At 72.7% G+C, this 25,109-nt stretch carries 20 protein-coding genes; 4 read left to right on the top strand and 16 right to left on the bottom strand.

The window, feature by feature from the left end:
• Positions 1 to 6 precede the first annotated feature (6 nt).
• The 8 genes from IEY82_RS39625 to IEY82_RS34970 form a co-directional block, all read right to left on the bottom strand.
• Positions 7 to 1,872, bottom strand: coding sequence for a GTPase (locus IEY82_RS39625; protein ID WP_225264073.1), 1,866 nt, complete (start codon positions 1,870 to 1,872; stop codon positions 7 to 9).
• Positions 1,869 to 3,722, bottom strand: a complete 1,854-nt coding sequence (locus tag IEY82_RS35000; protein ID WP_225264075.1) for a P-loop NTPase family protein — start codon at positions 3,720 to 3,722, stop codon at positions 1,869 to 1,871. Before IEY82_RS35000 ends, IEY82_RS39625 begins: the two co-directional genes overlap by 4 nt.
• Before the next feature lie 60 nt (positions 3,723 to 3,782).
• A complete protein-coding gene (locus IEY82_RS34995; protein ID WP_225264090.1) occupies positions 3,783 to 4,439 on the bottom strand; it encodes a response regulator transcription factor in 657 nt (218 codons plus the stop codon).
• Positions 4,440 to 4,507: 68 nt separating this feature from the next.
• Positions 4,508 to 5,929 (bottom strand): sensor histidine kinase, encoded by a 1,422-nt coding sequence (locus IEY82_RS34990; RefSeq protein WP_189128568.1) that lies wholly within the window; start codon positions 5,927 to 5,929, stop codon positions 4,508 to 4,510.
• Positions 5,929 to 6,621 carry a response regulator transcription factor gene (locus IEY82_RS34985; RefSeq protein ID WP_225264077.1) on the bottom strand — a complete coding sequence of 231 codons (693 nt, stop codon included), beginning with the start codon at positions 6,619 to 6,621 and terminating at the stop codon, positions 5,929 to 5,931. Before IEY82_RS34985 ends, IEY82_RS34990 begins: the two co-directional genes overlap by 1 nt.
• 17 nt (positions 6,622 to 6,638) lie before the next feature.
• Positions 6,639 to 7,823, bottom strand: a complete 1,185-nt coding sequence (lhgD, locus tag IEY82_RS34980; protein WP_189128595.1) for an L-2-hydroxyglutarate dehydrogenase — start codon at positions 7,821 to 7,823, stop codon at positions 6,639 to 6,641.
• Positions 7,823 to 8,827, bottom strand: coding sequence for an NAD-dependent epimerase/dehydratase family protein (locus IEY82_RS34975; RefSeq protein ID WP_189128566.1), 1,005 nt, complete (start codon positions 8,825 to 8,827; stop codon positions 7,823 to 7,825). The genes lhgD and IEY82_RS34975 overlap by 1 nt, the downstream gene beginning before the upstream one ends.
• Positions 8,828 to 8,905: 78 nt before the next feature.
• Positions 8,906 to 9,682 (bottom strand): hypothetical protein, encoded by a 777-nt coding sequence (locus IEY82_RS34970; RefSeq protein ID WP_189128565.1) that lies wholly within the window; start codon positions 9,680 to 9,682, stop codon positions 8,906 to 8,908.
• Between the two features lie 272 nt (positions 9,683 to 9,954).
• On the opposite strand from IEY82_RS34970, the gene IEY82_RS34965 reads away from it, so the two are divergent.
• A complete protein-coding gene (locus IEY82_RS34965; RefSeq protein WP_189128564.1) occupies positions 9,955 to 10,326 on the top strand; it encodes a hypothetical protein in 372 nt (123 codons plus the stop codon).
• Positions 10,327 to 10,382: 56 nt separating this feature from the next.
• Here the strand turns inward: IEY82_RS34965 and IEY82_RS34960 are convergent, their stop codons facing one another.
• Positions 10,383 to 11,402 (bottom strand): hypothetical protein, encoded by a 1,020-nt coding sequence (locus IEY82_RS34960; protein ID WP_225264079.1) that lies wholly within the window; start codon positions 11,400 to 11,402, stop codon positions 10,383 to 10,385.
• A gap of 179 nt (positions 11,403 to 11,581) precedes the next feature.
• On the opposite strand from IEY82_RS34960, the gene IEY82_RS34955 reads away from it, so the two are divergent.
• Positions 11,582 to 12,550, top strand: a complete 969-nt coding sequence (locus tag IEY82_RS34955) for an aldo/keto reductase (RefSeq protein WP_189128563.1) — start codon at positions 11,582 to 11,584, stop codon at positions 12,548 to 12,550.
• Positions 12,551 to 12,668: 118 nt separating this feature from the next.
• Here IEY82_RS34955 and thpR read toward each other — a convergent pair whose 3' ends face one another.
• The 5 genes from thpR to IEY82_RS34930 all read right to left on the bottom strand — a co-directional run bounded on the left by thpR (position 12,669) and on the right by IEY82_RS34930 (position 19,092).
• On the bottom strand, positions 12,669 to 13,226 hold the full coding sequence (thpR, locus tag IEY82_RS34950; RefSeq protein WP_189128562.1) for an RNA 2',3'-cyclic phosphodiesterase: 558 nt from the start codon (positions 13,224 to 13,226) through the stop codon (positions 12,669 to 12,671).
• Positions 13,227 to 13,248: 22 nt separating this feature from the next.
• Entirely contained in the window at positions 13,249 to 14,472 is a 1,224-nt protein-coding gene (locus IEY82_RS34945; protein WP_189128561.1) for an MFS transporter, read from the bottom strand.
• A gap of 23 nt (positions 14,473 to 14,495) precedes the next feature.
• Positions 14,496 to 14,948, bottom strand: coding sequence for a MarR family winged helix-turn-helix transcriptional regulator (locus IEY82_RS34940; protein WP_189128560.1), 453 nt, complete (start codon positions 14,946 to 14,948; stop codon positions 14,496 to 14,498).
• Between the two features lie 148 nt (positions 14,949 to 15,096).
• On the bottom strand, positions 15,097 to 17,472 hold the full coding sequence (locus tag IEY82_RS34935; protein ID WP_189128559.1) for an SCO7613 C-terminal domain-containing membrane protein: 2,376 nt from the start codon (positions 17,470 to 17,472) through the stop codon (positions 15,097 to 15,099).
• Positions 17,473 to 17,709: 237 nt separating this feature from the next.
• Positions 17,710 to 19,092: an NCS2 family permease gene (locus IEY82_RS34930; protein ID WP_189128558.1), complete on the bottom strand. Its 1,383-nt coding sequence runs from the start codon at positions 19,090 to 19,092 to the stop codon at positions 17,710 to 17,712.
• A 143-nt stretch (positions 19,093 to 19,235) separates the two neighbouring features.
• Here IEY82_RS34930 and IEY82_RS34925 point away from each other — a divergent pair, with 143 nt between their 5' ends.
• Together IEY82_RS34925 and IEY82_RS34920 are read left to right on the top strand one after the other, a co-directional pair.
• Positions 19,236 to 19,451: a DUF2530 domain-containing protein gene (locus IEY82_RS34925; protein ID WP_225264082.1), complete on the top strand. Its 216-nt coding sequence runs from the start codon at positions 19,236 to 19,238 to the stop codon at positions 19,449 to 19,451.
• 112 nt (positions 19,452 to 19,563) lie between these two features.
• Positions 19,564 to 21,030, top strand: a complete 1,467-nt coding sequence (locus tag IEY82_RS34920) for an alpha/beta hydrolase (protein ID WP_189128557.1) — start codon at positions 19,564 to 19,566, stop codon at positions 21,028 to 21,030.
• 50 nt (positions 21,031 to 21,080) lie between these two features.
• On the opposite strand, the gene IEY82_RS34915 is transcribed toward IEY82_RS34920, so the two are convergent.
• On the bottom strand, positions 21,081 to 24,212 hold the full coding sequence (locus IEY82_RS34915; RefSeq protein ID WP_189128556.1) for a sacsin N-terminal ATP-binding-like domain-containing protein: 3,132 nt from the start codon (positions 24,210 to 24,212) through the stop codon (positions 21,081 to 21,083).
• A gap of 76 nt (positions 24,213 to 24,288) precedes the next feature.
• The gene (locus IEY82_RS34910) at positions 24,289 to 25,089 is read right to left on the bottom strand and encodes a DUF3027 domain-containing protein (protein ID WP_189128555.1); all 801 of its coding nucleotides are present in this window, start codon (positions 25,087 to 25,089) and stop codon (positions 24,289 to 24,291) included.
• Positions 25,090 to 25,109: the final 20 nt, after the last annotated feature.

Here is a 25,109-nt window from a genome sequence, read left to right as displayed (position 1 = left end):
CGTCCCTCAGGCGCGGGCCAGCGCGACGGCGTCGCGGAACCTGGTGTACCTGGCGAGCTCCTCCTCCACGGGCCGCAGCACGTACGCGCCGCTCACCTCGTCGATCGCGGCACGCAGGGCTTTGGCCGTACGGCGGGCACGGCGACGCCCGCCCGCCCAGGCGGCCAGCCGCGACAGCAGCGCGATCAGCACGCCGGCCAGCGCGCCTCCGGCGAGCAGCACGGTCGGCCAGGGCACCTCGCCCACGGTCGGCAGCGGCGGCTGGGGCAGCCGCAGATAGTCCATCGCGAACAGCACGCCCAGCCAGAGCCCGCCCACGGCCATGGTCGCGAACACCAGCCACTGCAGCACGCCCACCGCCGTCCACCAGCGCGGTCTCCTGGTCGCGCGCAGCGAGGTCGTCGCCACGGCCCGGTCGACGGCGTCGGCCAGCTCCGCCGACCGCGAACGGGCGGCCCGCCGCACCGCCGCCGCCCACCGCTCGGGCAGCCCGTCCGCCGCGGCGTCGCTGACGTCCCTGATGGCGGAGTCGACCTGCGCCTTCTGTACGGTGCTCGCGGCCGGCACGGACGTGCGCCCGACGATCTCGGGGGCGCCGTCACGGCCGGAGGCGCCCGTGCCGATGCGCAGCCGGCGCAGCGGGTCGGGCCGGAATTTGCGCAGCCACCGGGTGACCGGCCAGCCGGTGGCGACGACGGCCCGGTGGCGGTGCCCCTTGGCCACGGCCGCCACGACGAGCGGCACCCCGGCGGCCTCCGACAGCGACTTCGTGAGCCCCCGCCCCGCCAACGCGCCACCGTTGACGGCGGGCAGAGCGGCGGGCTCACCGGAGACCGCGATGTCACGGCCCACAGCCAGCGTCCCCGGCCCGTGCCCCAGCGCGGCCAGCGTCCCCGGCCCGACCCTCGGCGTGTCCGGCGTGTCCGGCCCGTGCCCCAGCGCGGCCGGCGTCCCCGGCCTGACCCCCGGCCTGACCCTCGGCCTGACCCCCGGCCTGTCCGGCGTGTCCGACCTGGCTCCCAACTCGGCCGGCGTACCCGGTCCGGGCCGATGGGTGGCGGCGTCGGTGAGCAGGACGGCGGCGGTGGACACGTCCGCCGACACGCGCGCCGCCCAGGACACGTGCTCGGAGACCCGCTCGTCCAGCAGCGCGTGGAGCCGGTCGACGCCGACGCCCGTACGGGCGGACGCGGCCAGCAGCGGGACGCCGGACAGGCCGTCCTCGTCGAGGAGGCGGCGCAGGTCGTCGAGGCAGCGCTGAACCGCGTCGGGCGGCAGCCGGTCGATCTGGTTGAGCACCACCACCATCACGTCGCGGTGCCTGGCCAGCGGGCGCAGGTAGCGCTCGTGCAGCGCGGCGTCGGCGTACTTCTGCGGATCCACCACCCACACCAGCAGGTCGACCAGCTCCACCAGGCGGTCGACCTCCAGCCGGTGGGAGAGCCGGATGGAGTCGTGGTCGGGAAGATCCAGCAGGATGAGTCCGGACAGGTCGCCGGTGGCGGCCGGCGACGGCGCGGCGGTGTGGCGTTCGAAGATGTCGAGCCAGTCGAGGAGCGGACCCGCGCCCGCGCCGTCCCACAGGGCCGCCTGGGCCGCCGACGTCGTGGGCCTGGTGACCCCGACGACCGCCACCTGCTCTCCGGCCAGCGCGTTGAACAGCGACGACTTGCCGCTCCCGGTGGCCCCGGCGAGAGCCACCACCGTGTGGGCCACCGACAGGTCGCGCCGCACGCCGGCCCGCTCGGCCACCGCCCGCGCCCCCGACACGGCCTCCTCGGGCAGCCGCCCCTCCCCCAGCTCGGCGGCCTCCAGCAGGGCCGCCAGCCGCGAGTCGAGCGACGGCCCCTCCTTGCGGCGCAGCAACTTCACGATCCCTCCGAACCAGGAGACCCCGCCGAACCGTCCCCACCCGCCTCAGGACGGCCCACCTCAGGACCACCCGCCTCAGGACCACCCGCCTCAGGACGGGCCGCGTCAGGACGGCCCGCGTCGGCGCCGGGAGACAACGGCCGGACGGATGCGGCGGGCAGGTCGCCGCTGTGCGCTCGCACCGACGCGCCCGCGGCGAGCAGGGCGTCGGCCGTGCCCTCGGCCGGCTCGATGGACTCCAGCAGCGCCGTGTAGCGCGCGGCCTCCTCGTCCAGCAATCCCCGCACCCGCTCCCGCAGATCGTCTCGCGCCCGCGCCGTCAGCGTGCGCACGGCCTGGTCACCGAAGATCGCCTCCAGCAGTTTCTGCGACAGCACGCTGGTGCCGCCGGCGATGCCCACCTCGATGCCGGTCAGCCCGCCGGTCGAGGCGAAGACGCCCAGCATCAGCAGCAACCCTGCCCCGTTCACCCCGAACGAGGCGACCCTGGCCGTGGTGCGCCGCTCGCCGCCCTCCAGGCGTACGAGGTCGAGGACGAACTCCTGCCAGCCGCGCACCGCCGCCTCGGCCCGTTTGCCGAGGTCGGCGGAGGCGCGGCCGAGCCGGGCGGCCTCCACGGCCCCGACCCGTTCGATCATGCCGGGCCCGCCGGGCGCGGCCGACCAGCCGTCCAGGGAGCGTTCGGCGGCGGCGTCGGCCGCCCCCCTGATCAGCGACTCGACCCCGCTCTCCAGGGCGTCGCGCAGCTCCACGGCAGGGACCCGGCCGGTGAAGAACCCGACGATCCGGTCACGCAGCCAGCCGACCCGGCTCTCCAGCGACCGCATGAGGTCGCCCGTGCCGATGAAGTCCTGCCAGCGGGCCAGCACCTCACCGCGCAGCAGCGAGCCGTCGCGCATGCCCTCGTCGAAGTCGGCCATCCCGCCCGCGTACGCCCCCGCCACGATCGAGCGCAGCCCGTCGAAGCCGGCCTGCTGCCGGGAGACGGCCGCGGCCAGCGACGGCACCCGCGCGGCCAGGCTGTCGAGCGCGCCCGAGAGGGTCTGGCGGACGACCCGGGACCGCTCGGCCGCGTCGGCGGCCAGCTCGGTCAGCCAGCTGACGATCGGCTCGACCAGCTCGGCGGGCAGCCGGGCGCGTTCGGAGGACAGCACCGCCTCCGGAACGGTGAACAGCCGGGTGCCGTCCAGCCCGTTGGCGACGAGGAGGCGTTCGAGGTCGCGGGTGACCGGCTCGACGGCCTCCGGCGGCGCCCGGTCGAGCACCACGGCGAGCGCGGTGCTGCGCTCGCGGGCCGAGCGCAGGAAGCTCCACGGCACCTCGTCGGCGTAGCGGGCGGCGGTCGTGACGAAGAGCCACAGGTCGGCGGCGGCGAGCAGCTGCGCGGCCAGCTCCCGGTTGGCGGTCACCACCGAGTCGATGTCGGGCGCGTCGAGCAGCGCCAGCCCCTCGCCGAGGGCTTCGGACGTCACCACCCGCAGCGCCCCTACGGCGGAGCCGGTGGCGCGGGAGAGGCCGGGCAGCACGTTCGGTCCCATGAACCAGTCGTGGTCGGCCGGGCTGACCACGAGCGTGGGCACCAGCGTGGTGGGCCGCAGCACGCCGGGCTCGGCCACGTCGGCTCCGACCAGCGAGTTGACGAGGGTGGACTTGCCCGCGCCGGTGGAGCCGCCCACGACGGCCAGCAGCGGCGCGTCGATCGCGCGCAGCCGGGGCAGCAGGTAGTCGTCGAGCTGCCCGGTCAGCTCCCGGAGCGCGCGCCGGTCGGCCGCGGCCTCGCCGATCTCCAGCGGGAACAACTCGCTGTCGAGCCGGCGGCGTAGTGCTTCCAACGCGCCCAGCAGGTCCATACCGCCCACGCTACGGGGGACGGTGTTCGGCGGTCCACCGCAGGTGGCGGCGTTTCGCGCCTAGCCCGCCGGCGGCTCTCTCAGCACGTAGCCGACGCTGCGAAGCGTGTGGATGAGCCGCGGCTCCACGTCGTCGACCTTGCGCCGCAGGTAGGAGACGTAGGACTCGACCACGCCCGCGTCGCCGCCGAAGTCGTAGTTCCATACGTGGTCGAGGATCTGCGCCTTGGACAGCACCCGACCGGCGTTGGACATGAAGTAGTGGAGCAGTTTGTACTCGGTCGGCGACAGCCGGACCGACCGGCCGGCCCGCCAAACCTCGCGGGAGTCCTCGTCGAGCTCCAGGTCGGCGACCTTCAGCCGGCTGACCGGGGTGCTCTCGCCCCGGGTCCGGCGGAGCACGGCCCGGATCCGGGCCTGTACCTCTTCCAGGCTGAACGGCTTGGTCACGTAGTCGTCGCCCACGCCGAGCCCGGCGATCTTGTCCTCGGTGGCGTCGCGCGCCGTCAGGAAGAGCACCGGCGCGGTGATCCGCCTGGCCACCTCGAACCCGTCGAGGTCGGGCAGCATCACGTCGAGCACCACCAGGTCGGGTGAGGTCCGCTCGGCAACCTCGACGGCCTCGTAGCCGTCGGCTGCCGTCAGCACCTCGAAACCGGAGAAGCGCAGGCTGGCGGAGAGCAGATCCCTGATGCTGGGCTCGTCGTCCACCACCATGATCAGCGCCTCAGGTCCCTGGGTCACCTGCCTAGCGTGACCCAGGGACCTGAGGAATAGCTGAAGGCTCACTCCAAGGCGAGTGGGAGTTCGACCCGGAAGGTGGAGCCGACCCCCGGGGAGCTCTCCAGGGTCACCGTCCCGCCGTGGGCCCACACCAGCGCCTGCACGATGGCCAGCCCGAGCCCGCTGCCCCTGTCCTCGCCCGAGCGGCGGCGCGACCTGGCCGAGTCGGCCCGGTAGAACCGCTCGAAGACCTTCTCGGCCTGTTCGGAGGTGAGGCCGGGCCCCTTGTCGGCCACCTCCAGGAACACGGTGTCGGCTCCGGCCCCGACCCGGATGGTGATCGGGCTGTCCTCGTCGGTGTGGATGAGGGCGTTGGTCATGAGGTTGGTGACGACCTGGCGCAGCCGTACCTCGTCGCCGGAGACGATCAGGGCGGCGCCGCCGACGACGTCGAGGCCGATGGTGCGTCCGGGCGCCAGGATCCGAGCCTCCTGCACGGCATCGGCGGCCAGCGCCAGCATGTCGACGGGCCGCATGCGCAGCGGCCGCTGCTGGTCGACGCGGGCGAGCAGCAGCAGGTCGTCCACGAGCAGGCTCATCCGGCCGGCGGCCTTCTCCACGCGCTGCATCAGCTCGGCGGGGTCGGCGCCCGGGTTCTGCCTGGCGTACTCGGCGAAGCCGCGGATCGAGGTCAGCGGGGTGCGCAGCTCGTGCGAGGCGTCGCCGACGAACTGGCGCATCCGGTCCTCGGAGCGGCGGGCCGCCGCCTCGGACGCCGAGCGCGCCGCGAAGGCCGTCTCGATCTGCGCGAGCATCCCGTTGAGCGAGCGGGCCAGGCGCCCGACCTCCGTACGGGGGTCGCCATCGGGCACCCGGCGGCCGAGCTGGCCGGCGGCGATGGCCTCGGCCGTGTGCTCGATCTCGGACAGGGGGCGCATGCTCCGCCGGACGATCGTCACGCCGCCGACGGCGAGGATGAGCAGGATGCCACTGCCGCCGAGCAACTCGATGAGGGCGAGCCGCCGGGTGATCTCGGTGACCTCGGTCAGGTCCGCCGCGACCACGAACTCGGTGCCGGCGGCCGAGGTCTCCAGCACCCGCCACTGGCCGTCGCCCGCGATGGCCGGGGCGGTGTAGATGACGGCTTCCGGCGCCACCGACAGCACCGGTTTGGGCTTGATGTCGACGTCGCGTTCGACCTGCAGCGGCGTCAGCGTCCCGGCGGGATCGCGGACCAGGACGATCGTGTCGGACTCGATGAGCAACGGCTTGTCGCTCACCTTCTTGCCCTTCTCCCGCCGCTCGCGGTCGTACTCCAGCTTCTTCTGCATCCGCACCGAGACCAGGTGCACCTGGCTGTCCACCCGGTCCATCAGGTAGCCGTGCAGGACCGAGACGCTGACCAGCCCGATGAACGTCAGCCCGAGCGCCAGCAGGGCCAGCATCGCGGCGATCAGCTTGATCCTGAGCGGCAGCCCGGCCATCAGGAAGCCGGTGGCAGGCGGAGCACGTATCCGACGCCTCGCAGGGTGTGGATGAGCCTCGGGGTGCGGTTGTCGATCTTGCGCCGGAGCACCGACACGTACGACTCGACGATGCCCACCTCGCCCCGGAAGTCGTAGTCCCAGACGTGGTCGAGGATCTGCGGCTTGGACAGCACCCGGCCCGCGTTGGTCATGAAGTAGCGCAGCAGCTTGAACTCGGTCGGCGAGAGCGCCACCGCGTGGCCGCCGCGCCACACCTCGTGGCTCTCCTCGTCGAGCTCGATGTCGGCGAAGGTCAGCCTGGGCGGCGGAGCCGGCAGGTCACCGCTGGTGCGGCGGAGCACCGCCTGGATCCGGGCGACCACCTCTTCCAGGCTGAACGGCTTGGTCACGTAGTCGTCGCCGCCGATGGTCAGGCCGCGGATCTTGTCCTCGGTCTCGTCGCGGGCGGTGAGGAAGACCACGGGGGTGTGCATTCCGCCGCCGCGGATTCGCCGTACGATCTCGAACCCATCCACATCGGGCAGCATGACATCGAGTACGACGAGGTCCGGCTGGTGCCGTTGCACGGAGGCGACGGCGTCGTGGCCGTTCTTGGCCGTGGTCACGTCGAAGCCCGCGAACCTCAGGCTCGCGGCGAGAAGTTCGAGGATGTTGGGATCGTCCTCGACGATCAGCAAACGTGCGTCCATCACCCCCAAGGATGCCCTCATCGGGCGAGTGCTGGGACAATTCCCCTGATGTGCCGCGCAATGGCGAGGCTCGACGTGGCGGCCGGCGAGGGTGCGTTGCGGACGAGCACCACCCTGCCCTGCACGTCCACGGCGAAGTCGTCGACCAGGCCGCCGTCTCGCGCCACGGCCTGGGCGCGCACCCCGCCCTCGGTCCGCCGCAGGTCACCGGCACGCAGCTCGGGCACGTAGCGGCGGGCGGCGTTGAGGAAGGAACGCCTGGCCAGCGAGCCGTAGATCTCCTTGACGCCGGTGCGCCAGTGGTGGCGGGCCATCCGGAGGGTGCCCGGCCAGCCGGCGATCTGCCCGAGATCACGAACATCCCGCCAGCTGTATCCCTCGTAGGCGAGCGCCAGCACGGCGTTCGGCCCGACCAGGACCTCGCCGTCGAGGCGCCGGGTCAGGTGCACCCCCAGGAACGGGTACCGCGGGTCGGGCACCGGATAGATCAGGCCGCGCACGAGGTCACGGGCCGCGCCGGCCAGCGCGTAGTACTCGCCGCGGAACGGCACGATCCGCACCTCTCCCGGCCGGCCCGCCATGGCGGCCACCGCGTCGGTGCCGAGCCCGGCGCAGACCACCAGCCGGTCGAAGGTGAACCTCCGGCGGGCCGCCATGACCTGGACACCCCCGGAGCTCTCCCTGATGGCCCTGACCGGGTGCGCGAGCCGTACGGAACCGCCCAGCTCGACCACGTCGAGCGCGAGCCGGCGCGCGATGGCGGGGAAGTCGGCGATGGCGGTGCGCGGGGAGTGGACAGCGCCGACACCGACCGCGTGCGGCTCGATCTCGCGCAGCCCGAGCCCGTCGAGCTCGGCGACACCGGGCACACCGTTGGCCCGCGCCCGCTCGGCCAGCTCCCGCAGCAACGGCCGCTCCGCGCGGGTGCTCGCCACGACCAGCTTGCCGACCTCCTCGTACGGCAGGCCGTGCTCGGCGCAGTATTCCCTGAGCAGCGCCACGCCCTCGCGGCACAGCCTGGCCTTGAGCGAGCCCGGCGGATAGTAGATGCCCGCGTGCACGACGCCGCTGTTGTGCCCGGTCTGGTGCGCGGCGACCCGGTGCTCCTTCTCCAGCACGGTCACCTCGGCACCCCTGGCGGCCAGCTCGCGAGCGACCGCCAGCCCGACGATGCCTGCCCCGACGACTCCGATCTTCTCCATCACGGCGCCAGTCTGCCGATTTCGCGAGGTTTCAGATGCCCTTCCGCTACCAGCCACCGCAATGTATCCGAAACGGTGTCATCCGCAGGGCGCAATGTGACGCCGAGCTCCTTGAGCGCGGTGGTGTCGTGAGTGGGGACCAGGGTCAGCATGAAATCGGCCGCGTCGCGGGTGAGGGGGTAGGCGACCCGCAGGCCCAGCCCCTTGACGCCGTCGAGGGCCGCCGCCAGCGCGCGCAGCAGCGTGCCGGGCATCCTGAGCGTCCTGCCCTTCCGCCCGGTGAGCCGCCGGGCGAGGAACGCGATCTCCGCCCAGGTCAGGAAATTTCCCCCGAGTACGTAGCGGCGGGCGCCCTGGCCGGGCACGAAGCAGCGGGCGAGCGCCACGGCCAGGTCGCGGACGTCGAGCACGCTCACCCCGCCCGGCACGATCGGCCAGCCCGAGCGCAGCCCCGCCCGAAGCCCCTCGTTGAGCCCGTCGAGCGTGGGCTGGTGCGGCCCGGCGACGCCGCCGGGGTAGACGATGGTGACGCCGCGCAGATCCCTGGCGTAGCGGTCGCCCTCGACCTTGGACCGGCCGTACCCGTTGCGCGGGGAGGCCAGCGGGCTGTCCACGGTGATCATCGGCCCTGTGGGCGGGACGAAGACGGCCACCGTGGAGACGTGCACGATCGGGTCGAGGCCCAGCTCGGCGGCCTGGCCGAGGACGTTCGCGAGCCCGGTGACGTTCGTGCCGCGCAGGTCGGTGGCGTGACCGGTGACGCCCATGTCGGCCGCCGCGTGCAGCACCGCGTCGCACCGCTCCAGGGCCCGCCGTACGGCCGGGGCATCGCGGATGTCGGCCTGGTGGATCGGCCACTCCTGGGGCGGGGCCAGGGCTGCGAGGACGCGTACCACCTTTTCCGGATTTCTCACCAGAAGGTGGGGCTCATGCCCCAAGGCGGCCATGGCGACGGTCGCGTGCGCGCCGACGAACCCCGAGGCACCGGTCACCAGGACGCGCATGCCAGCCAAGCTAGCGCTCAGTTGGGTTACCTATCAAGCAGGGTCCGGGAACGGCGGTGAGAGCTTGCGGGCCGCGCCTCACCGCCGAGACCGCCGGTCGCGCCCGCGGGGGCCGCCAGGTGCGGCCGTCGTCGAAGGACGCCTCCACCTGCAGCGTCCGCAACGCCTCGCCGTCCCGGCGATGGTGATCGTGGTGTCCGATCCGGCCCTGGCCCTGTTGTGGGCGTCCAGACCTTCGGGCGTGTACTTCACCGACGGCAGGTCGAGAGCCCGGGTGCCGGTGGTGCGCCCGGAGGCGAACGTCCACACCGAGTCGATCGCCGTCGTCAGCGACGAGTGTGCGACGTCCCTGCGGGCGGACACGCCGAGCGTGTACGTGGCGGCCGCCCCGGCCAGCTCGGTCTTGAAGCCGCACCGGCGGTCGAGCCGGCAGTTCTCGAGCCGGGCCTCGTGCAGGACGTCACCCGTCCGGGTGAGGGTGGGCGCAGCAGGGCCGGTGACCGCCGCGTTCCACAGCTCGGCGTGGTGTCCGCGGCGCAGGGCGCGCCCCTGCTCGTCCGACAGCTGGTAAACACCGGAGGCGTCGCTGAACCACCCATGCCACAGCAGCTCACGATGAGGGGTGACGTAGTTGATCAACGTCCCGGGAGCCTGTACCGCGGTGGGGCCGTTGAACATGATCCTGCCGCCGTCCCGGAAGGCCGCGCTGCGTTCGAAGGCGGCCGGGACGGAGCTCGCGGTCTGGGCCCGGAAGGTCGCGGTGACCCTCGCCAGGTCCGCGGTTCTCGCCCGTACGCCTGGATCGGACGGGATGCCGCCGGTCCGATAGTCGGCCAGGTCGTACCGGATCGACAATCCTGACCTGCGCCTGCGCGGTTTCGGCCGCTCCGGCGGCAGACGGCGGCAGACGGCGGCGCGGTCACCATGCCCGCGGCCATCACCGCCCCCAGAACCGCCGCTCGTGTGAACCTCACTCGGTCTCCTCGCGCTGATGATCGATCTTCGGCGGTAATCGCCGCGAGGGACCGCGCCAGTTCCCTGGAGTCAGCCGGGCGCGCGCCATATTCTTACGGGCCACCCAAGCACCACGTTCCGGCAACCGAATCGAACGTGAGTACGATAGTCTCATGTACGTCCCGCCAGAGTGGCCCGCCGAGGTCCGCCCGCCGAGCGTCCCCGACTGGGAGACGTCCGCCGTGGCCTGGCTGCTCGACGCCGTGCCGCCCGACTACCGAGCCTACGAGGTGCTCAGGCGGCACCCGATCGCGCTGGCCAGGATGGCGAGCCACCATGTCAACGCCGAGGTCGAGGCGGCCCGCGCCGGCTACCGTGGCGCCGCCGTCGACCTCAAGGGTCACCTGCCGCCGCACGCCATCGAGGCGGTCCTCGACGCCTACCGCGAGGAGGGTCCGCGACTGGTCCGCCTGTCGCGCTCGATCGAGGTGGTCGAACGCGCCCTGCGCGGCGGCCTCTTCACCGCCACCATGCGCCGCCCCTGACGTGCGTGACGCTCGCACGTCACCGACGGCACCGTACGGCCAGGCCGCCGAGGACCTCAGCGCGTACGGCGGGCGATGAAGGCGATCACCCCGATGGCGGCCACGGCGGCGGCCAGCCAGACGAGCACGTCACGCAGGCTCAGCCCGGCTCGCTCCTCGGCGACGACGGGGCGGGCCGACTCCTTGGCGGCCTCGGGCCGCGCCGAGGGCGTGCTGGAGGGGCGGGGGCTGGGCGCGAGGGCCCGCTCGGGGACGGGCACCCGGTAGACCGGGCTCGACTTCCCCTCAGACCCGGTGAGCAGCGACCTGCCGTCGGCCGTGTAGGCGATCGACTCGGCCTGCGCCAGCTCCGGCATCGACACCTTGGCGATCGACTCGCCGGAGGGCTTGTAGAGGGTGGCGGAGAAGTAGGTGCGGACGACGTACGACGAGCCGTCGGGCGCGTAGGCGGCGTCGGTGGCCATGAGTGGCGCGGCGGCGACCCGGCGCAGGATGTTGGTCCGGTCGGTGCGCAGCCGCTTGGGCGCCGCGTAGACCGACCCCGCGAACTCCTTGGATACCACGTAGAGCCGCCCGGTCCTGGGGTGGACCATGAGGCCCTCGGCATTACGGGCGCCGTCCTCGTAGCGGAAGCGGTAGCGCACGGCCGGGAGCGTGGCGTCGCGCAGGCTCTGCGGCTCCGTCACCTTGTAGACGGAGATGTCGGGCCAGGCGCCGTCGAGGTTGTCGCCGATGTCGGCGAACCAGAGCACGCCCCGTCCGGTCGAGGGGTCCTTGGTCGCGGCCATCGCCTCCCAGTCGCGCGCCTCGGCCCCTCGCAGGTGGAACGTCGCCTTCGTACGCCCGTCGGGACCGACCGCGTAGAAGACCGGCGCGTCGGAGCTGTCGTTGTGCGTGTAGTAGACGCCGTCGTGCGTGGGCGACACGGCCAGGCCGCTGGATTCGGTGATCCGGGAGTCCCGGAAGGTGAACAGCTTCTCCCCCGCGTCGTCGGCGAAGGCCGGGCCCGCCGTCACGGCACAGGTCACGGCGGTCATGGCGGTCACGGCGAGCGCTCTGATCAGGACATCCCCCACGCCGCCATCATGCCGCAACCGGAACCCGCCCGATCCGGGCGCTGTGGCGGTGGAAGCCCGCGCCCTGGAGCACGACGAGGTTCACGCGGGAACAGGGGCACCGCCGCACGCAGGAGGCCGGGGATCATCACGACGAGCCTGTGGCCTGGAGTGGACTCCAGGTGCCTAGGGTGGAGTGCATGGATTACGTGAACCTCGGACGCAGTGGGCTCCAGGTCAGTCCACTCTGCCTCGGCACGATGAACTTCGGCCCCCAGACCAGCGAGGAAGACTCCTTCGCGATCATGGACCGGGCTCACGAGCTGGGCATCAACTTCTTCGACAGCGCCAACGTGTACGGCTGGAAAAAGGGCGAGGGCATCACCGAGCGGATCCTCGGCAACTGGTTCGCCCAGGGCGGCGGGCGCCGGGAGAAGACGGTCATCGCGACCAAGCTCTACGGCCCGATGGGCGACTGGCCCAACGACGACAAGCTGTCGGCGCTGAACATCCGCCGCGCCTGCGACGCCTCGCTCCAGCGCATGCAGACCGACTACATCGACATCTACCAGGCACACCACATCGACCGGAACACCCCGTTCGACGAGTTCTGGGAGGCCATGGAGATCCTGCGCCAGCAGGGCAAGATCCTCTACGTCGGCTCGTCCAACTTCGCCGGCTGGCATCTGGCCAAGGCCCAGGAGACCGCCGCCAGACGCAACACGTTCGGCCTGGTCAGCGAGCAGTCGCACTACAACCTGCTGACCAGGGCGGTCGAGCTGGAGGTGCTGCCGGCCTGCGAGGACTACGGCCTCGGCGTCATCCCGTGGAGCCCGCTGGCCGGCGGCCTGCTCGGCGGCGTGCTCCGCAAGATCGACAAGGGCCGGTCGGCGACCGACCAGATGGTCGCGCAGTTGGAGAAGCACCGCGCCAAGATCGAGCAGTACGAGCAGTTCTGCGACGACCTCGGCGAGGACCCCGCGCACGTGGGCCTGGCCTGGCTGCTGACGCGGCCCGCGGTGACCGCCCCGATCATCGGGCCGCGCACGCTGGAGCAGCTTGAGGGCACCATGCGGACCCTGGAGATCACGCTGGACGACAAGGCGCTGGCCCGGCTGGACGAGATCTTCCCGGGCCACCGGACGGCGCCGGAGGACTACGCCTGGTAACTCGGATGATCACGGCCGGGTGGCTCAGGCCAGCACGGCGCCGACGACCACGATCAGCAGGAGGAGGCCGAGCACGAGGGGCAGCAGCCAGCGGCGAGGACGGTCCACGCTGTGGAGCCTAGCCCTGTCGCGCCGGTGCCAGCGCCCATTCGCCCAGTGACTCGTACCTCACCCGCGGTCCCGGGTGGCTGCGCACGAGCCGGACACCTTCCGCCCGCCATGGCGAGCCGCTGAATCCCGACAGCGCCTCGACCAGCGGGCGGAGGTCCGTCTCGGCCTTGGACCGGGCCAGCGTCAGGTGCGGATGAAAGCGTTTCTCGTCGGTCTGCGCGGCGCCGGCCCGGCGGCCCGCGGCCCTGACCGAGTCGGCCAGCCGCCCCATCGGGTCGCCGGACAGCCCGGCCCAGAACACCCTGGCCCGGCGGGCGGACGAGAACGCCCCGAACCCGGTGAAGGCCAGGTCCAGGGCGTCGTAACGATGTACGGCCCGCGCCAGGCGGACCTGGAGGCCGGGGAGCACGTGTTCGGGCACCTCGCCGAAGAACGCCAGCGTGATGTGCCAGGTGTCACGGTCGGGCCAGCGCAGCCCTTCCACCTGCCCGACATAGGGGGCGATCGCCCGTTCGAGCTCGTCGAGCACGCCGGCCGGTGGCACCACGGCCGCGAAGAGCCTCATGCTCACTGATTGTGCAACAAGGTCAGGCCGCCGCCGGCGTCAGCCTCGCCCTGCGGGCGGTGATCACCCGGGTGAGCAGGATGGCCAGGCCGGTGCCGACCACCACGAGCACTCCGGAGAGCATGACGCCGGCCCTGGGGCCGCCCAGCTCGGACAGCCAGCCGACCAGCGGGGCGCCGATCGGCGCGCCACCGGTGAAGACCAGCATGAAGATGCCCATGACCCGGCCGCGCATCTCGGGCGCGGTGGCGAGCTGGACACTGGCGTTGGCGGAGGTGTTGAAGGTGATGAGCGCGATGCCGGTGGGGATCAGCAGCAGCAGGTAGATCGGGTAGAAGGGGGCGAGCCCGGTGGCGATCTGGAACAACCCGAACCCGATCGCGCCCGCGACCAGCATCCGGCGCGACGGCCGGGCCCGGCGCGCGGCGAGCAGCGCGCCGCCCAGGGCGCCGATCGCGAACATGCTCGACGCCATCCCGAACGACGACGCCCCCGCCTTGAAGACCTCGCGGGCCATCAGGGCGATGGACATCGAGAACGCCTGGGCGAACATCGACACGAAGGCGACCAGCAGGATCGGCATGAGCAGCTCTTCGCGCTGGAGCACGTACCTGAGCCCCTCGCGGAGCTGACCCTTTGCCCTCGGCACCGGCGGTGCGAGGTGCAGCTCGGACTTCCGCATGAAGACCAGGCTGGAGATCACCGCGGCGAACGTCAGGGCGTTGACCAGGAAGATCGGCCCTGTGCCGCCGAGCACGTAGATCAGCACGCCGGCGATCGCCGGGCCGACCACGCGGGCCAGGTTGAAGATCGAGCTGTTGAGCGCGATCGCGTTGCTCAGATCCTTGCGGCCGACCATCTCGACCACGAACGCCTGCCGCGTGGGCACCTCGACGCAGGAGATGAGCCCGAGCGCGAACGCCATGACGTACACGTGCCAGACCTGGGCGGCGCCGGTCATCGTGAGCACGCCTATGGTCAGCGCGAGCCCGGCCATCATCGACTGCGCCGTGATGAGGATGGGCCGCTTCGGGTAGCGGTCGGCGAGCACGCCGCCGAACATGCCGAACAGCAGCATCGGGAGGAACTGCAGGGCGGTGGCCGTGCCGAGCGCCGCGGCGCTGCCGTGGGTGAGCTCCAGCACCAGCCAGTCCTGGGCGGTGCGCTGGAGCCAGGTGCCGACGTTGGAGACGGCGCCTCCGGCGGCGAACATGCGGTAGTTGCGAATCTTGAGCGACCGGAACATCCCGGTCTCGGGTTCTTCGGGCTCTAGATCCTGCTGAGCTTCTCCAGAATCGGCGCCGCCTGCCTGAGGATGGCCCGCTCCTGAGGTGTCAGCTCCTTGAGCTGCCGGGTCAGCCACGCCTCCTTGCGGCGGCGTTCCTCCTTCAGCAGCCTCTGGGCCTCTTCGGTCACGGTCACGGTCACCTGGCGCCGGTCGGTCGGGTGCGGTGAACGGGAGAGCAGCCCACGTGCCTCGAGCGCGGCGACCACCCGCGTCATCGAGGGTGGCTGCACCTTTTCGAGCTCGGCCAATTCGCCGGGGGTTATCCCGGAATGCCGTTCGACGGCGGCCAGTGTCGCGAACTGCGTGGGAGTCAGCGAGTGCACCGCCGCCTGCCGCCTGAGCCGCCGGTTGAGCCGCGCCATCGAGACGCGTAGAGCTGATGCCAGACCCGCGTCGCTGCGGAGATCCGTTTGGGACTGGTTCTTGGTTAGCATGAGTCATTACCTTTGCTAACTATACGGGAGGCCGGGATATTTCCCCAACTCATTATCGCCCCCGGGGTTCCCGCACCATGGCCGGGCGGGCTCGCCGTCCGCCCGGCAGAGCCAGGTCAGAGCCTGGGCAGCGCCTTGGGCGAGGATGTCAGCCCATCCTCGCCAGGCTGTCCCGCAACCGCTTCAGGTCTCGCTTCCGCGCCTCGTACGTCGCCCCGACCGCCACGAGGAGCAGCCCGCCCACGGCGATCGGCACCCAACGCGGCACCGTGAGCAGCATCTCCGACACGTACGGAGCGAGTTCCCGCACCACGACCCCGGCGAGCGCGACACCACCGATCACCGTGGGCGCCTGGAGCCGGGATCGGGCTCCGGCGAGCAGGACCGCCAGCGCCAGCACCCCGAGGGCGAGCGACCGCCGCCATTCCGTGTCCGCGTAGACCGCCACCAGGCTCGGCAGCATCGTGAAGGAGAGCCCCGCGCCGTAGGCGGCCCATGACGAGATGTGCGCGGTCCGCCGCCGCCACCAGCCGAATCCCAGCAGGACCAGCGAACACGGCACGGTGTACGCCTCCACGACGGTGACCTCGCCGGCCCACAGCCGTAACCACGAGGCCAGCAGCAACAGGGCGGTGCCCGTATACCTGAGCCACTCCAGGTTCGCCCCGTCCCGACCGGCCCGGCCCGGCCACAGTGACCTGCCCAGCAGGAGCACTCCGGCCACCGCGCAGCCCACGCTCGCCGCCACCCTGACCGGCGCGCCCACCGCCAGCCCCACCGCCGTCGCCTCCAGGCCGAGCAACAGCACGGCGGCGCCCAGCCCCCACACCCGCAGGGCCGTCACCCTGGCCGCCAGGGCCAGGGCGGCGGCCGGCACCGCCAGGATCGGCAGCGCGACCAGCGTCGCCGGCCTGCCGCCGAACGCGTACGCCACCGCCTCCACCGAGGCCACGCCGGCGACGACCGCGCAGGCCACCGCCCACCAGGGCCTTTTGCCCAGCAGGGCGGCCACGGCCAGGGCGGTGGCCAGCAGCACCTGCACCGCCACCGCGGCCGGGTGAACCATCGCGAAGGCCGCGGGGGCGACCGCGACCGCGAGCGCCCCGGACACGAGCGCGCCGACCACCGCCGTCCGCGCCCGCCACCCATCCCTCGCGCCGCCCGGCAGCGCGGCCTGCCGCGCGGCGACGCGGCGCGAGGACAGGCGCGCGGCCGCGAGCAGGAGGCCGGCCGCCAGCGCGCCGAGCACCACCACGTCCGCCGGAGAGGTGACCTCTCCCAGCCACGGCTCGCCCGCCCACGTGCCGGTCCAGAGGGTGTCCAGCCAGGCCAGCGGCGTCACCAGGGTGACCACGAGCCGAGGCAGCAGCGTCAGCGCGGTCAGCAGCGCCACCGTCCCGCCGGTGGCCAGGGCGGCCGACCGCACCTTGCGCCAGGGCAGCCAGGTGGCGGCGAGCGCCACCGCGAGCGCCGGGATCAGGTAGGCCAGACGGATCCAGTCCGGACTCGACGCCGACTGCCCCGGCGCGGCCAGGACGGCGATCAGCGCGAGCGTGGTCCCGACGGTGACCAGCGAGGCCCAGGTCTCCCCATCCCGCTTGCCCGCTCCGGCCAGGCTCCGCGCCACCCACGCACCGAGCAGGACCAGCGCGATCAGCGGTGCCGACCTGCCCAGCGCCTGCCCGGGGGAATCGGCACTGAGCGCGTACGGCACGCCGCCCAGCAGCGCGAGGGTCGCGACCGCGCTCCCGCAGAGAGCGGCCGTCGTCCGCACCCCCGTCCGGCCCCGCCGGACCAGGGGGACGTCCAGCGCCGCCGTGGCCACCAGCGCGGCCACCAGCCAGGTCGCCGAGGCGTCCCCGACCAGCAGCGGCAGAACCGGCTGCGCGAACACCACGGCCACCGGGGCGGGGCCGCGAAGCGGCACCACCCGGGCATAGGTCATCAGGAGCAGCGCGATGACCCCGCACACTCCCGCCGCGTAGTCCAGCGGTTCGACGGCGTCGACCCCGAGGAGCCCCACCCGCCTGGCCGCGTACCCGTCCAGCAGCAGCAGCGCGACGGCGAACCCGGCCACGGTCTCGGCCGTCGCGGTGAGCCCGCGCCGGACCAGCACGACCGGGGCCAGCATCGCCAGCGCGGTGAACCCCGCCAGCACGGCCGCCCGCCCGCCGATGCCCAGCAGACCCCAGCTCACCACGGTGAACACCACCGCCGCCACCGTCAGCAGCAGCCCGCCGAGAATGAGCAGCAGATTCTGTACGGCTCCCGCCGAGACCTCCCGAGGCCGGGCGACCGGGCCCGGTGCCGAGATCCCCGGCAGCGGAGCATGCGGGCCCGGCGCCGGGACCGCCCACGGCGGGGCATCCGGGCCCGCACTCCCGCCTCCGCCCTGACCACCCGGGGCTCCCGGGTAGGGGTCTGTCTCCCCCGTGCGTCCGGCGCGCAGGCTGCCCAGCAGTTCCTCCCTGCGGGTCAGCAGCCGCGTCTCCTGGAGACGTATCCCGGCGAGCGCCTCATCCACGCGCCACAACTCGTGCGCGACGGGTCCCCACAGCGGGAGCGCGCACTCAGCGCACCTGGGCGGCGACGCGGGCGCGGGAGGCCGGTCTCCGGCCAGGGCGGCACCGCAGCCAGGACACTTCACATCTCCACGCATAGGAGAACAATGCCGCCCTTCAGCCCACCTCGTGTACGCACCGAGGAGATCTTCACTCGCACCGGTAGCCGCCCCCCATCGAAAGGGGCGGCTCCCAGCAGGTCAGAGCCCGAGCAGCGCCTTGATCGGGCCGAGCGCGAAGTACAGCACGAAGAGGATGAAGACCACCCACATCAGCGGGTGGATCTCCCGCACCTTGCCCCGGACCAGCTTGATCAGCACGAAGCTGACGAAGCCGGCGCCGACACCGTTGGAGATCGAGTAGGTGAACGGCATGACGACGATGGTGAGGAAGGCCGGGATGGCCAGCTCGTAGTCGGTGAAGTCGATGTCGCGGATCGCGGTCATCATCAGGAAGCCCACCACGACCAGCGCGGGCGCGGCGGCCTCGTACGGCACGATCGTCACCAGCGGCGCGAAGAAGATCGCCACCAGGAAGAGCAGCCCGGTGACCACGCTGGCCAGGCCGGTCCGCGCGCCCTCGCCCACGCCGGCGGCCGACTCGATGTAGGTCGTGTTCGACGACACCGAGCCCGCACCGCCCGCCGCGGCGCCGAGCGAGTCGACGAGCAGGATCTGCTTGGTGCGCGGCAGCATCCCGTCCTCGCCGACCAGCCCGGCCTGCTTGCCGACGCCGACCATGGTGCCCATGGTGTCGAAGAAGTCGGTGATGAGCAGCGTGAACACGAGCAGGACGGCCAGCAGCACCGTCACGCGGCTGAACGCGCCGAACGGGTCGAACTCCGTGAAGAGCGTCAGCGGGTTGTGGAAGCCGAGGATCTGCGTCGGCATCGTGGGCACGTTCAGCTGCCAGCCGCCCGGGTTCTCGGCGGTGGCCCGGCCTGCCTTGGCCCCCAGTTCCACGAGCACGGCCAGCACGGTCGTGCCGACGATGCCGATCAGAATCGCGCCCTTCACCTTGCGGGCGACCAGCGCCGCGGTCACGAGCAGCCCGACCACGAAGACGAAGATCGGCCAGGAGGTCAGGTTGCCCCCGATGCCCATCTCCAGCGGCGGCCCGGCCGGCACGCGGCGGACGAACCCGGCGTCCACGAAGCCGATCAGCGCGATGAACAGGCCGATGCCGACGCTGATGGCGGTCTTCAGCTGGCCCGGGATGGCGTTGAACACGGCCACCCGGAAGCCGGTCAGCACCAGGAGGCCGATGATGATGCCTTCGAGGAAGACCAGTCCCATGGCCTCCTCCCAGCTCATCAGGGTGGCGACGTTGAAGGTGACGAAGGCGTTCAGCCCCAGTCCGGCCGCCAGGGCGAACGGCACCCGGCCCACGACGCCCATGAGGATGGTCAGGATGCCCGCCACGAAAGCCGTGCCCGCCGCCACCAGCGCCACGTTGCCCTGCGTGCCGTCGCCGATGACCTGGCCCTCGATGTCCTTGCCGTTGGCGATGATGATCGGGTTCAGCACGACGATGTACGCCATGGTGAAGAACGTGGCCAGTCCGCCACGTACCTCACGGGACATGGTCGAGCCCCGTGCGGAGATTGCGAAGAATTGGTCGATTTTAGACTTAATGTCACTCACGCGCGAAGAGTGACAGAAGTGGCCCACCTGGGCAAAGGGCAGGTGATCGGATCGAAACCGGATTGGAAGCTAGGCTGGATCCCGTGAAGCGCGAGTGGCATCCCGATCCCGAGCCCATCGAGACCAACGACAGCAAGGCCGTCCTCGTGGGCATCGCGCTCTGGGTGGTGGCACTGGCGGTGCTGCTGGTCTTCCGCCCGGCTCCGCAGGACACCTGGTGGATCTGGACCTGCGTCGCGGGAGTCGGCCTGGGCCTGCTCGGCCTCGGGTACGTCCGCAGGCGGGCCTCTCGCGGCTGACACGCTCGCTCTCGCGGTTGACATACGTCATCTCCGGCCGATCCCCGAAGTCATCGCCAAGAGCTGTTACAGGCCACTACCTGGGCCGGAACACCCAGACCATCCTTATGACATGAACAAGACATTAGTCACGTCCCTCGTGTGCTTGACGGCGCTCGCCGGATGCGGCCTCACCGAGGGGCCCGCCGCGAAGGAGGCCGTCAAGGACACCGGCACGGTCGCCTGGAGCACGTGCACCGGCCTGAGCGGCCCCGACGGCAAGCCGGCCCGGCCCGACGACTCCGTCCAGTGCGGCACGATCAAGGTGCCGCTCGACCACGCGAAGCCCGGCGGCGACCAGATCGACCTCGCGCTGATCCGCGTCAAGGCCCGCGGCGACCGCTCCGGCTCCCTCGTGTTCAACTTCGGCGGCCCCGGCGGCTCCGGCGTCGACATCCTGGCCCAGGCCGCCCAGGCGTTCGGCAGCCTCGGCACCCGCTACGACCTGGTCAGCTTCGACCCGCGCGGCGTCGACCGCAGCGCCGGGGTCACCTGCGGCGGCCAGATGGCCGAGATCCTCGCCGCGCCCAGCGCCGCCGAGAGCGACAGGCTGGCCAAGGAGCTCCCCACCGCCTGCCAGAAGGACTCGGGCAAGGTGCTGCCCCACGTCGGCACCGTGAACGCCGCCCGCGACCTCGACCTGATCCGCGCCGCCCTCGGCGAACAGAAGCTCAACTACTTCGGCCTCTCGTACGGCACGCACCTCGGCGCCGTCTACGCCACGAAGTTCCCGAAGAACGTCGGCCGCTTCGTCCTCGACAGCGCCTACGACCCGGCGGTGACCTTCGAGGAGCGGGCCGCGATCCAGGCCACCGGGTTCGACCAGGCCTTCGAGGCGTTCGCCGAGGACTGCGTGGCCCAGGGCTGCGACCTCGGCACGAGCCCGGCGGCCGTCGAGCGGACCGTGGAGGGGCTGCTCGACGGGCTGAAGACGAAGCCGCTCCAGGTCGGCGACCGCAGCCTCACCTACGGCCTGGCCCAGCTCGCCGTCATCACCCCGTTGTACGCCAAGGCCACCTGGCCGATGCTGGAGCAGGCCGCCGCGGCGGCCCTCAAGGGCGACGGCGCCACGCTGCTGGCGCTGGCCGACTCCTACACCGGCCGCAGGCCCGACGGCACCTACTCGACCGCGATGAGCAGCCTGCAGGCGATCAACTGCGCGGACACCACCGAGCGCCCGACCGCCGCCGAGACGGCCAGGATCAACGACCGGATCGAGCAGATCTTCCCGATCCTGGCCGTCGAAGGGACCGCCGCGCCCTGCGAGGACTGGCCGGCACCCGGTGACGACGAGGCCAAAAAGATCGACGCCACCGGCTCCGCGCCGATCGTGGTGATCGGCGGCAAGGGCGACCCGGCCACCCCCTACCGCTGGGCCACCACACTCAACGCGCAGCTCAAGACGGGCATCCTGGTCACCTACGAGGGCGAGGGCCATGGCGCCTATCTGAGCGGCAGCACCTGCGTCACCCGCCTGGTCGACGCCTATCTGCTCACCGGGAAGACGCCCGACCAGGGAGCCACCTGCCCGGCGGGCTGAGCGGCCGGCCGGTCAGAGCCACCCGCCCGGCGGGCTGAACGGCGGGCCGGTCAGGACAGGTCGGCCTCGGCCAGCAGGAGCGGCACGGCGGTCGGGTCGCGCAGCAGCGCGGCGACCGCCAGCCGGTCGTTCCACTGGCCGGTCGCCCACGCCAGGCCGCGGGCCAGCCCCTCGACACCGGTGCAGTGCACCGACCCCTCGAAGAACCGCCACGTGCAGGCGACGCCGTCGACCAGCAGCTTGTCGTGCTCGACGTAGGTCTCGGGGGCCGTCGGGAGCAGGGAGCGCACCTCGGGCGGCACCTGCCGGACCTCGCCCTCGGAGGTGACCTCGCCGGGAGCGAGCTCACCGGCCAGCGGCAGGTCGAGCAGCTCCGACAGCGACTCGGCCAGGTCGTAGGGGGCGAGCACCAGCGCGTGGTCGGCGACCAGCTGGAGCAGGTCGGGGGCCTCCACCACCACGGCGTCGTCGGCGGCGGCCACCACGATCTCGCCCCGCAGCACCGACCGCACCCGCGACGGCGGCGCCACCCGCGAGGGAGCGACAGCCGCCAGCGCGATCCACAGCGCGCGCAGCTGGGCCCGGTCGACCTCGATCGACTCGTCGGCCATCAGGTCGAGCAGCTCCTCGGGGCCACCGTGCGAGTCGAGCAGCTCGGCGAGTGTGGTGCGGACACCCAGCATCGCCAGCGCGCCCTCGTCGAGCCCGGCCGGGGCGTCGCCGTAGAGGCCCTGCAGCAGCGGGTCGGCGCCGGGCAGCCGCAGCTCGCGCGGCCGGCGCCCGCCCAGCACGGGGTGACCGGCCAGCCACCACGCCGTGTAGGACGGCACCTCGACGCCCTCGACCCGCAGCGGATGGAGCGCGGCCCGCAGCGGCGGCCGGGTCAGCAGCGTCAGCGCGGCCTGCCAGTCGGCGACCAGCTCCAGATCGCGCACCGCCGCGAACTCCGGCACCACGGGCGGCACGTCCAGCTCGGGCAGCAGGTCGAGCACATGGTCGAGCCACTCGTCCTCGCCGTCGAGGTCATGGTCGCAGTCGTCGTGGTCGAGCAGCACGTCGGAGTCGTGCACCACGGCGAACCCGTCGAGCACGCCGGCGGCGGCCAGCACCCGGGATCCGTAGGTCTCCTCCAGCTCGGGCGCGGCCACGCCGAGGTGCGTGTCAGGCTCCAGCAGCCCGGCCAGCGCGCCCTCGGCCAGCATCAGCTCGCCCGCGGGATAGAGCTCGCCGTCGGCTCCGCGCAGCGCCAGCCCGCCCAGCCAGGGCGCCTCGCCGGGCGCCAGCCCCGCGGCCTCGACCAGCGAGAGCACGGCCCCCGCCACGGGCTCGGGGTCGGAGCTGTCGAGCGACTCCGCCACGGCCGCCTTGGTGATCGGGTCCTCGAGAACGGTGCGCGGCGTGGCCTCGGCGGCACCGAGCCTGAGCAGCACCGGGTGGGCCGCCTCGGGATGCACGATGCGCAACCCCAGCGGCGTCAGGTCGAGCCCGGCCCCCGACGAGCCCGTGCCGGCGAGGTCGAGGATCAGCGTGCCGCGCGGGCCGCGCACCACGCGGCCGTCGGCCAGCGGCACCGGCAGCGCGCCGAGCGACTCGGGGTCGTCGGCGGGCAACACGTCGTAGAGGGAGCGCCACCAGCCCGGCTCCCTGCCCTCGACCGCCTCGCCGGACAGCAGGTCGACCACCTCGGCCAGCTCGACCCGGCGTACGCCGAGCGACCCCATCGCGGGGTGCCGGGCGGGCCAGCCCGCGGGCAGCAGCCCCGGGACGAACGCGGCGATGACCGCCAGCAGCTCACCCGAACCGGCGACCACCGCGGCCTCCCGGCCGGCCACGACCCAGCCGTCCGCGTGCGGCTCCCTGGCCGGATGCTCGACCCGCCACTCGGCGTCGGGCTCGTAGACCTCGGCGTCGGCGAACGACGGCGTCTGCACGGCCGGCGCGGGGGCCGACAGGGCGGGCAGCAGCGGGACCTCGGGCAGCCGCCGCAGGATGGCGCGGCGGATCCGGGCGTCGAGCTCGCCCTTGCCCATGAGCGAGGGCACCAGGTCGAGCAGCCGGGGCGTGCGCGGCAGCTCCTGGAGCAGCCTGACGTAGGCGTCGGCGGCCCGCTCGACCAGGAAGTCGGTCAGCGGCCCCTTGGCCACGTGGCGCCGGTCGGTGGCCAGCGGGAACGACGCGATGAGCAGCGCCGGCAGGTCGAGCGGCTCGTCGCTGGGGGTCGGCGCGTGCACCACGGGCGGCACGGTCGCGGGCAGCGGCCCAGGCTCCGCCGGCTCCCCCGAGGCCGGCTCCCCCGAGGCCGGCTCCCCCGAGGCCGGCTCCCCTGGGGTCGACTCCCCCGAGGCCGGCTTCCCTGGGGCGCCGGCCAGCGGCACCGCCCAGCGCAGCGACCAGAACGGACGGGCCCGCTCCTCGGTGGGCCGGTCGGCGAACAGGGCGGCCACCTGGTCGGGTGTGAACGCGCCCGACTCCGACACCACGTGCCAGCCGTCGGCGACCACCGTGCGGACCGAGCCGTCGAGGTCGATCTCGATGCTCGCCAACGCCGGCAGGCCCAGCAGCAGGGCCGGGCTCGCCTCCTCCAGCAGCCGCCGGACCGCCGCGACCGCCGCCTCGTCACGCAGCGGCAGGCGGACCAGCGTGTCGAACCCCTCGGGCACCTCCAGCGGGTCGGCCGCGAAGGGAAGGCGGAGCAGGGGCACGTGGCCCGAACGGGAGGTCAGCTCGGCGGCCAGCGACGGCACCGAGGACACCAGCGCGGCCGTCTCGTCGCGGGACCAGCGGACCGCTCCGGAGTCACGGGAGCAGATGAACGGCTCATCACAGACCGACACGACCGCGGCGAAGCCGACACCGAACCGGCCGGCGGCCCCCGCGTCGTCACGCTTGCCGGAGACGCGGAGCGTCGACAGGCCCTCCACCCCGGTCGCGTCGAGCGGCGCGCCGGTGTTGGCGGCCGTCAGCACGCCGTCACGCAACGTCAGCCGGAGCACCCCGGGGTTGCCCGCCTGCAGAGCCGCGTCGGCGGCGTTCTGCGCGAGCTCCACGATCAGCCGGTCGCGGTAGCCGCCGAGCGCGAAGTCCTCCTCGGCGTTGGCGTCCTCGCGGAAACGGGCGGGCGAGGCCGTCCAGGCGGCGAGCACGGCGGCCCGCATCCGGTCGGTGCCAAAGGTGTCGGTCATCGATCACGATCCTGATAGAGGGTAGGGGGCCACCGTAGGCTAGCGGCCCGCACCGACACTCCCTGACGAAACGGGATCAGGAGTGGCCGAGCTCCTCGGTGGCCGTCTCGTCGACCGAGCCGGCCTCCACCTCCATCAGGTCGAAGCCCAGGTCGTCGAGGATCGGCGTGGCCTGCTCGACGGCCGGCGGCATGACCGCGGCCTCCGAGTGGGCGCCACAGCCGTGGTCGGCGGCCACCACCTTGCCGTCGTCGGGGGCGTACTCATTGGTGCAGACCCCGAACGACAGCCGGAGCTCGCCGGCCAGCAGCCAGTAGAAGCCGCAGGTGGAGCACTGCGCGGGAGCGGCGTGTGCGATCGGAGTGTGCGGCCCGTGCTCGCCGGAGTGCCAGCGCCTGGCAGCCCGCTCCCTGCCGATGGCCGAGAGCACACGTGCCCGGCCCAGGCCGTACTCGAAAACCATCTGGTGCTCTACGTCGTCGTCGGTCTCGGTGTAGCCGGGCACGAGACGGTCGTCGTCCTCGGAGGTCGGCAGCAGGTCGCCCACGCCGAGGTCGCCGGGGCGCAGCCGCTCGCTCCACGGCAGCCATTCGGGGGCCAGCAGCGCCCCGGGGCCGGGCAGCAACACGCCCTCGCTGACCGTGACCTTCTTGGCGCGCGAGGCGCGGGTCACGGTCACCGCCCACCGCCAGCCGCGGTAGGCGCGGTCGAGGCAGGCGAAGTAGTGGGTGACGATGCGGTCGCCCTCGGCCTCGTAGCCGAGATGCTCACCCGGCTCACCCGGCCGCGCCAACTCCTCGGCCGCGGCACGCGCCAGGTCGACCGCGGCGACACAGGCCTGGTCGGGGACGGAGACACGTGTCCTGGTCCGGCTCATCGGGCCGCCTCCGCCGAAAG

The sequence above is a fragment of the Nonomuraea cavernae genome (assembly GCF_014646355.1).
Classification (GTDB): domain Bacteria; phylum Actinomycetota; class Actinomycetes; order Streptosporangiales; family Streptosporangiaceae; genus Nonomuraea; species Nonomuraea cavernae.
The sequence above is the reverse complement of the archived record's forward strand: the minus strand, read 5'-3'. Positions and strand labels throughout refer to the sequence as shown.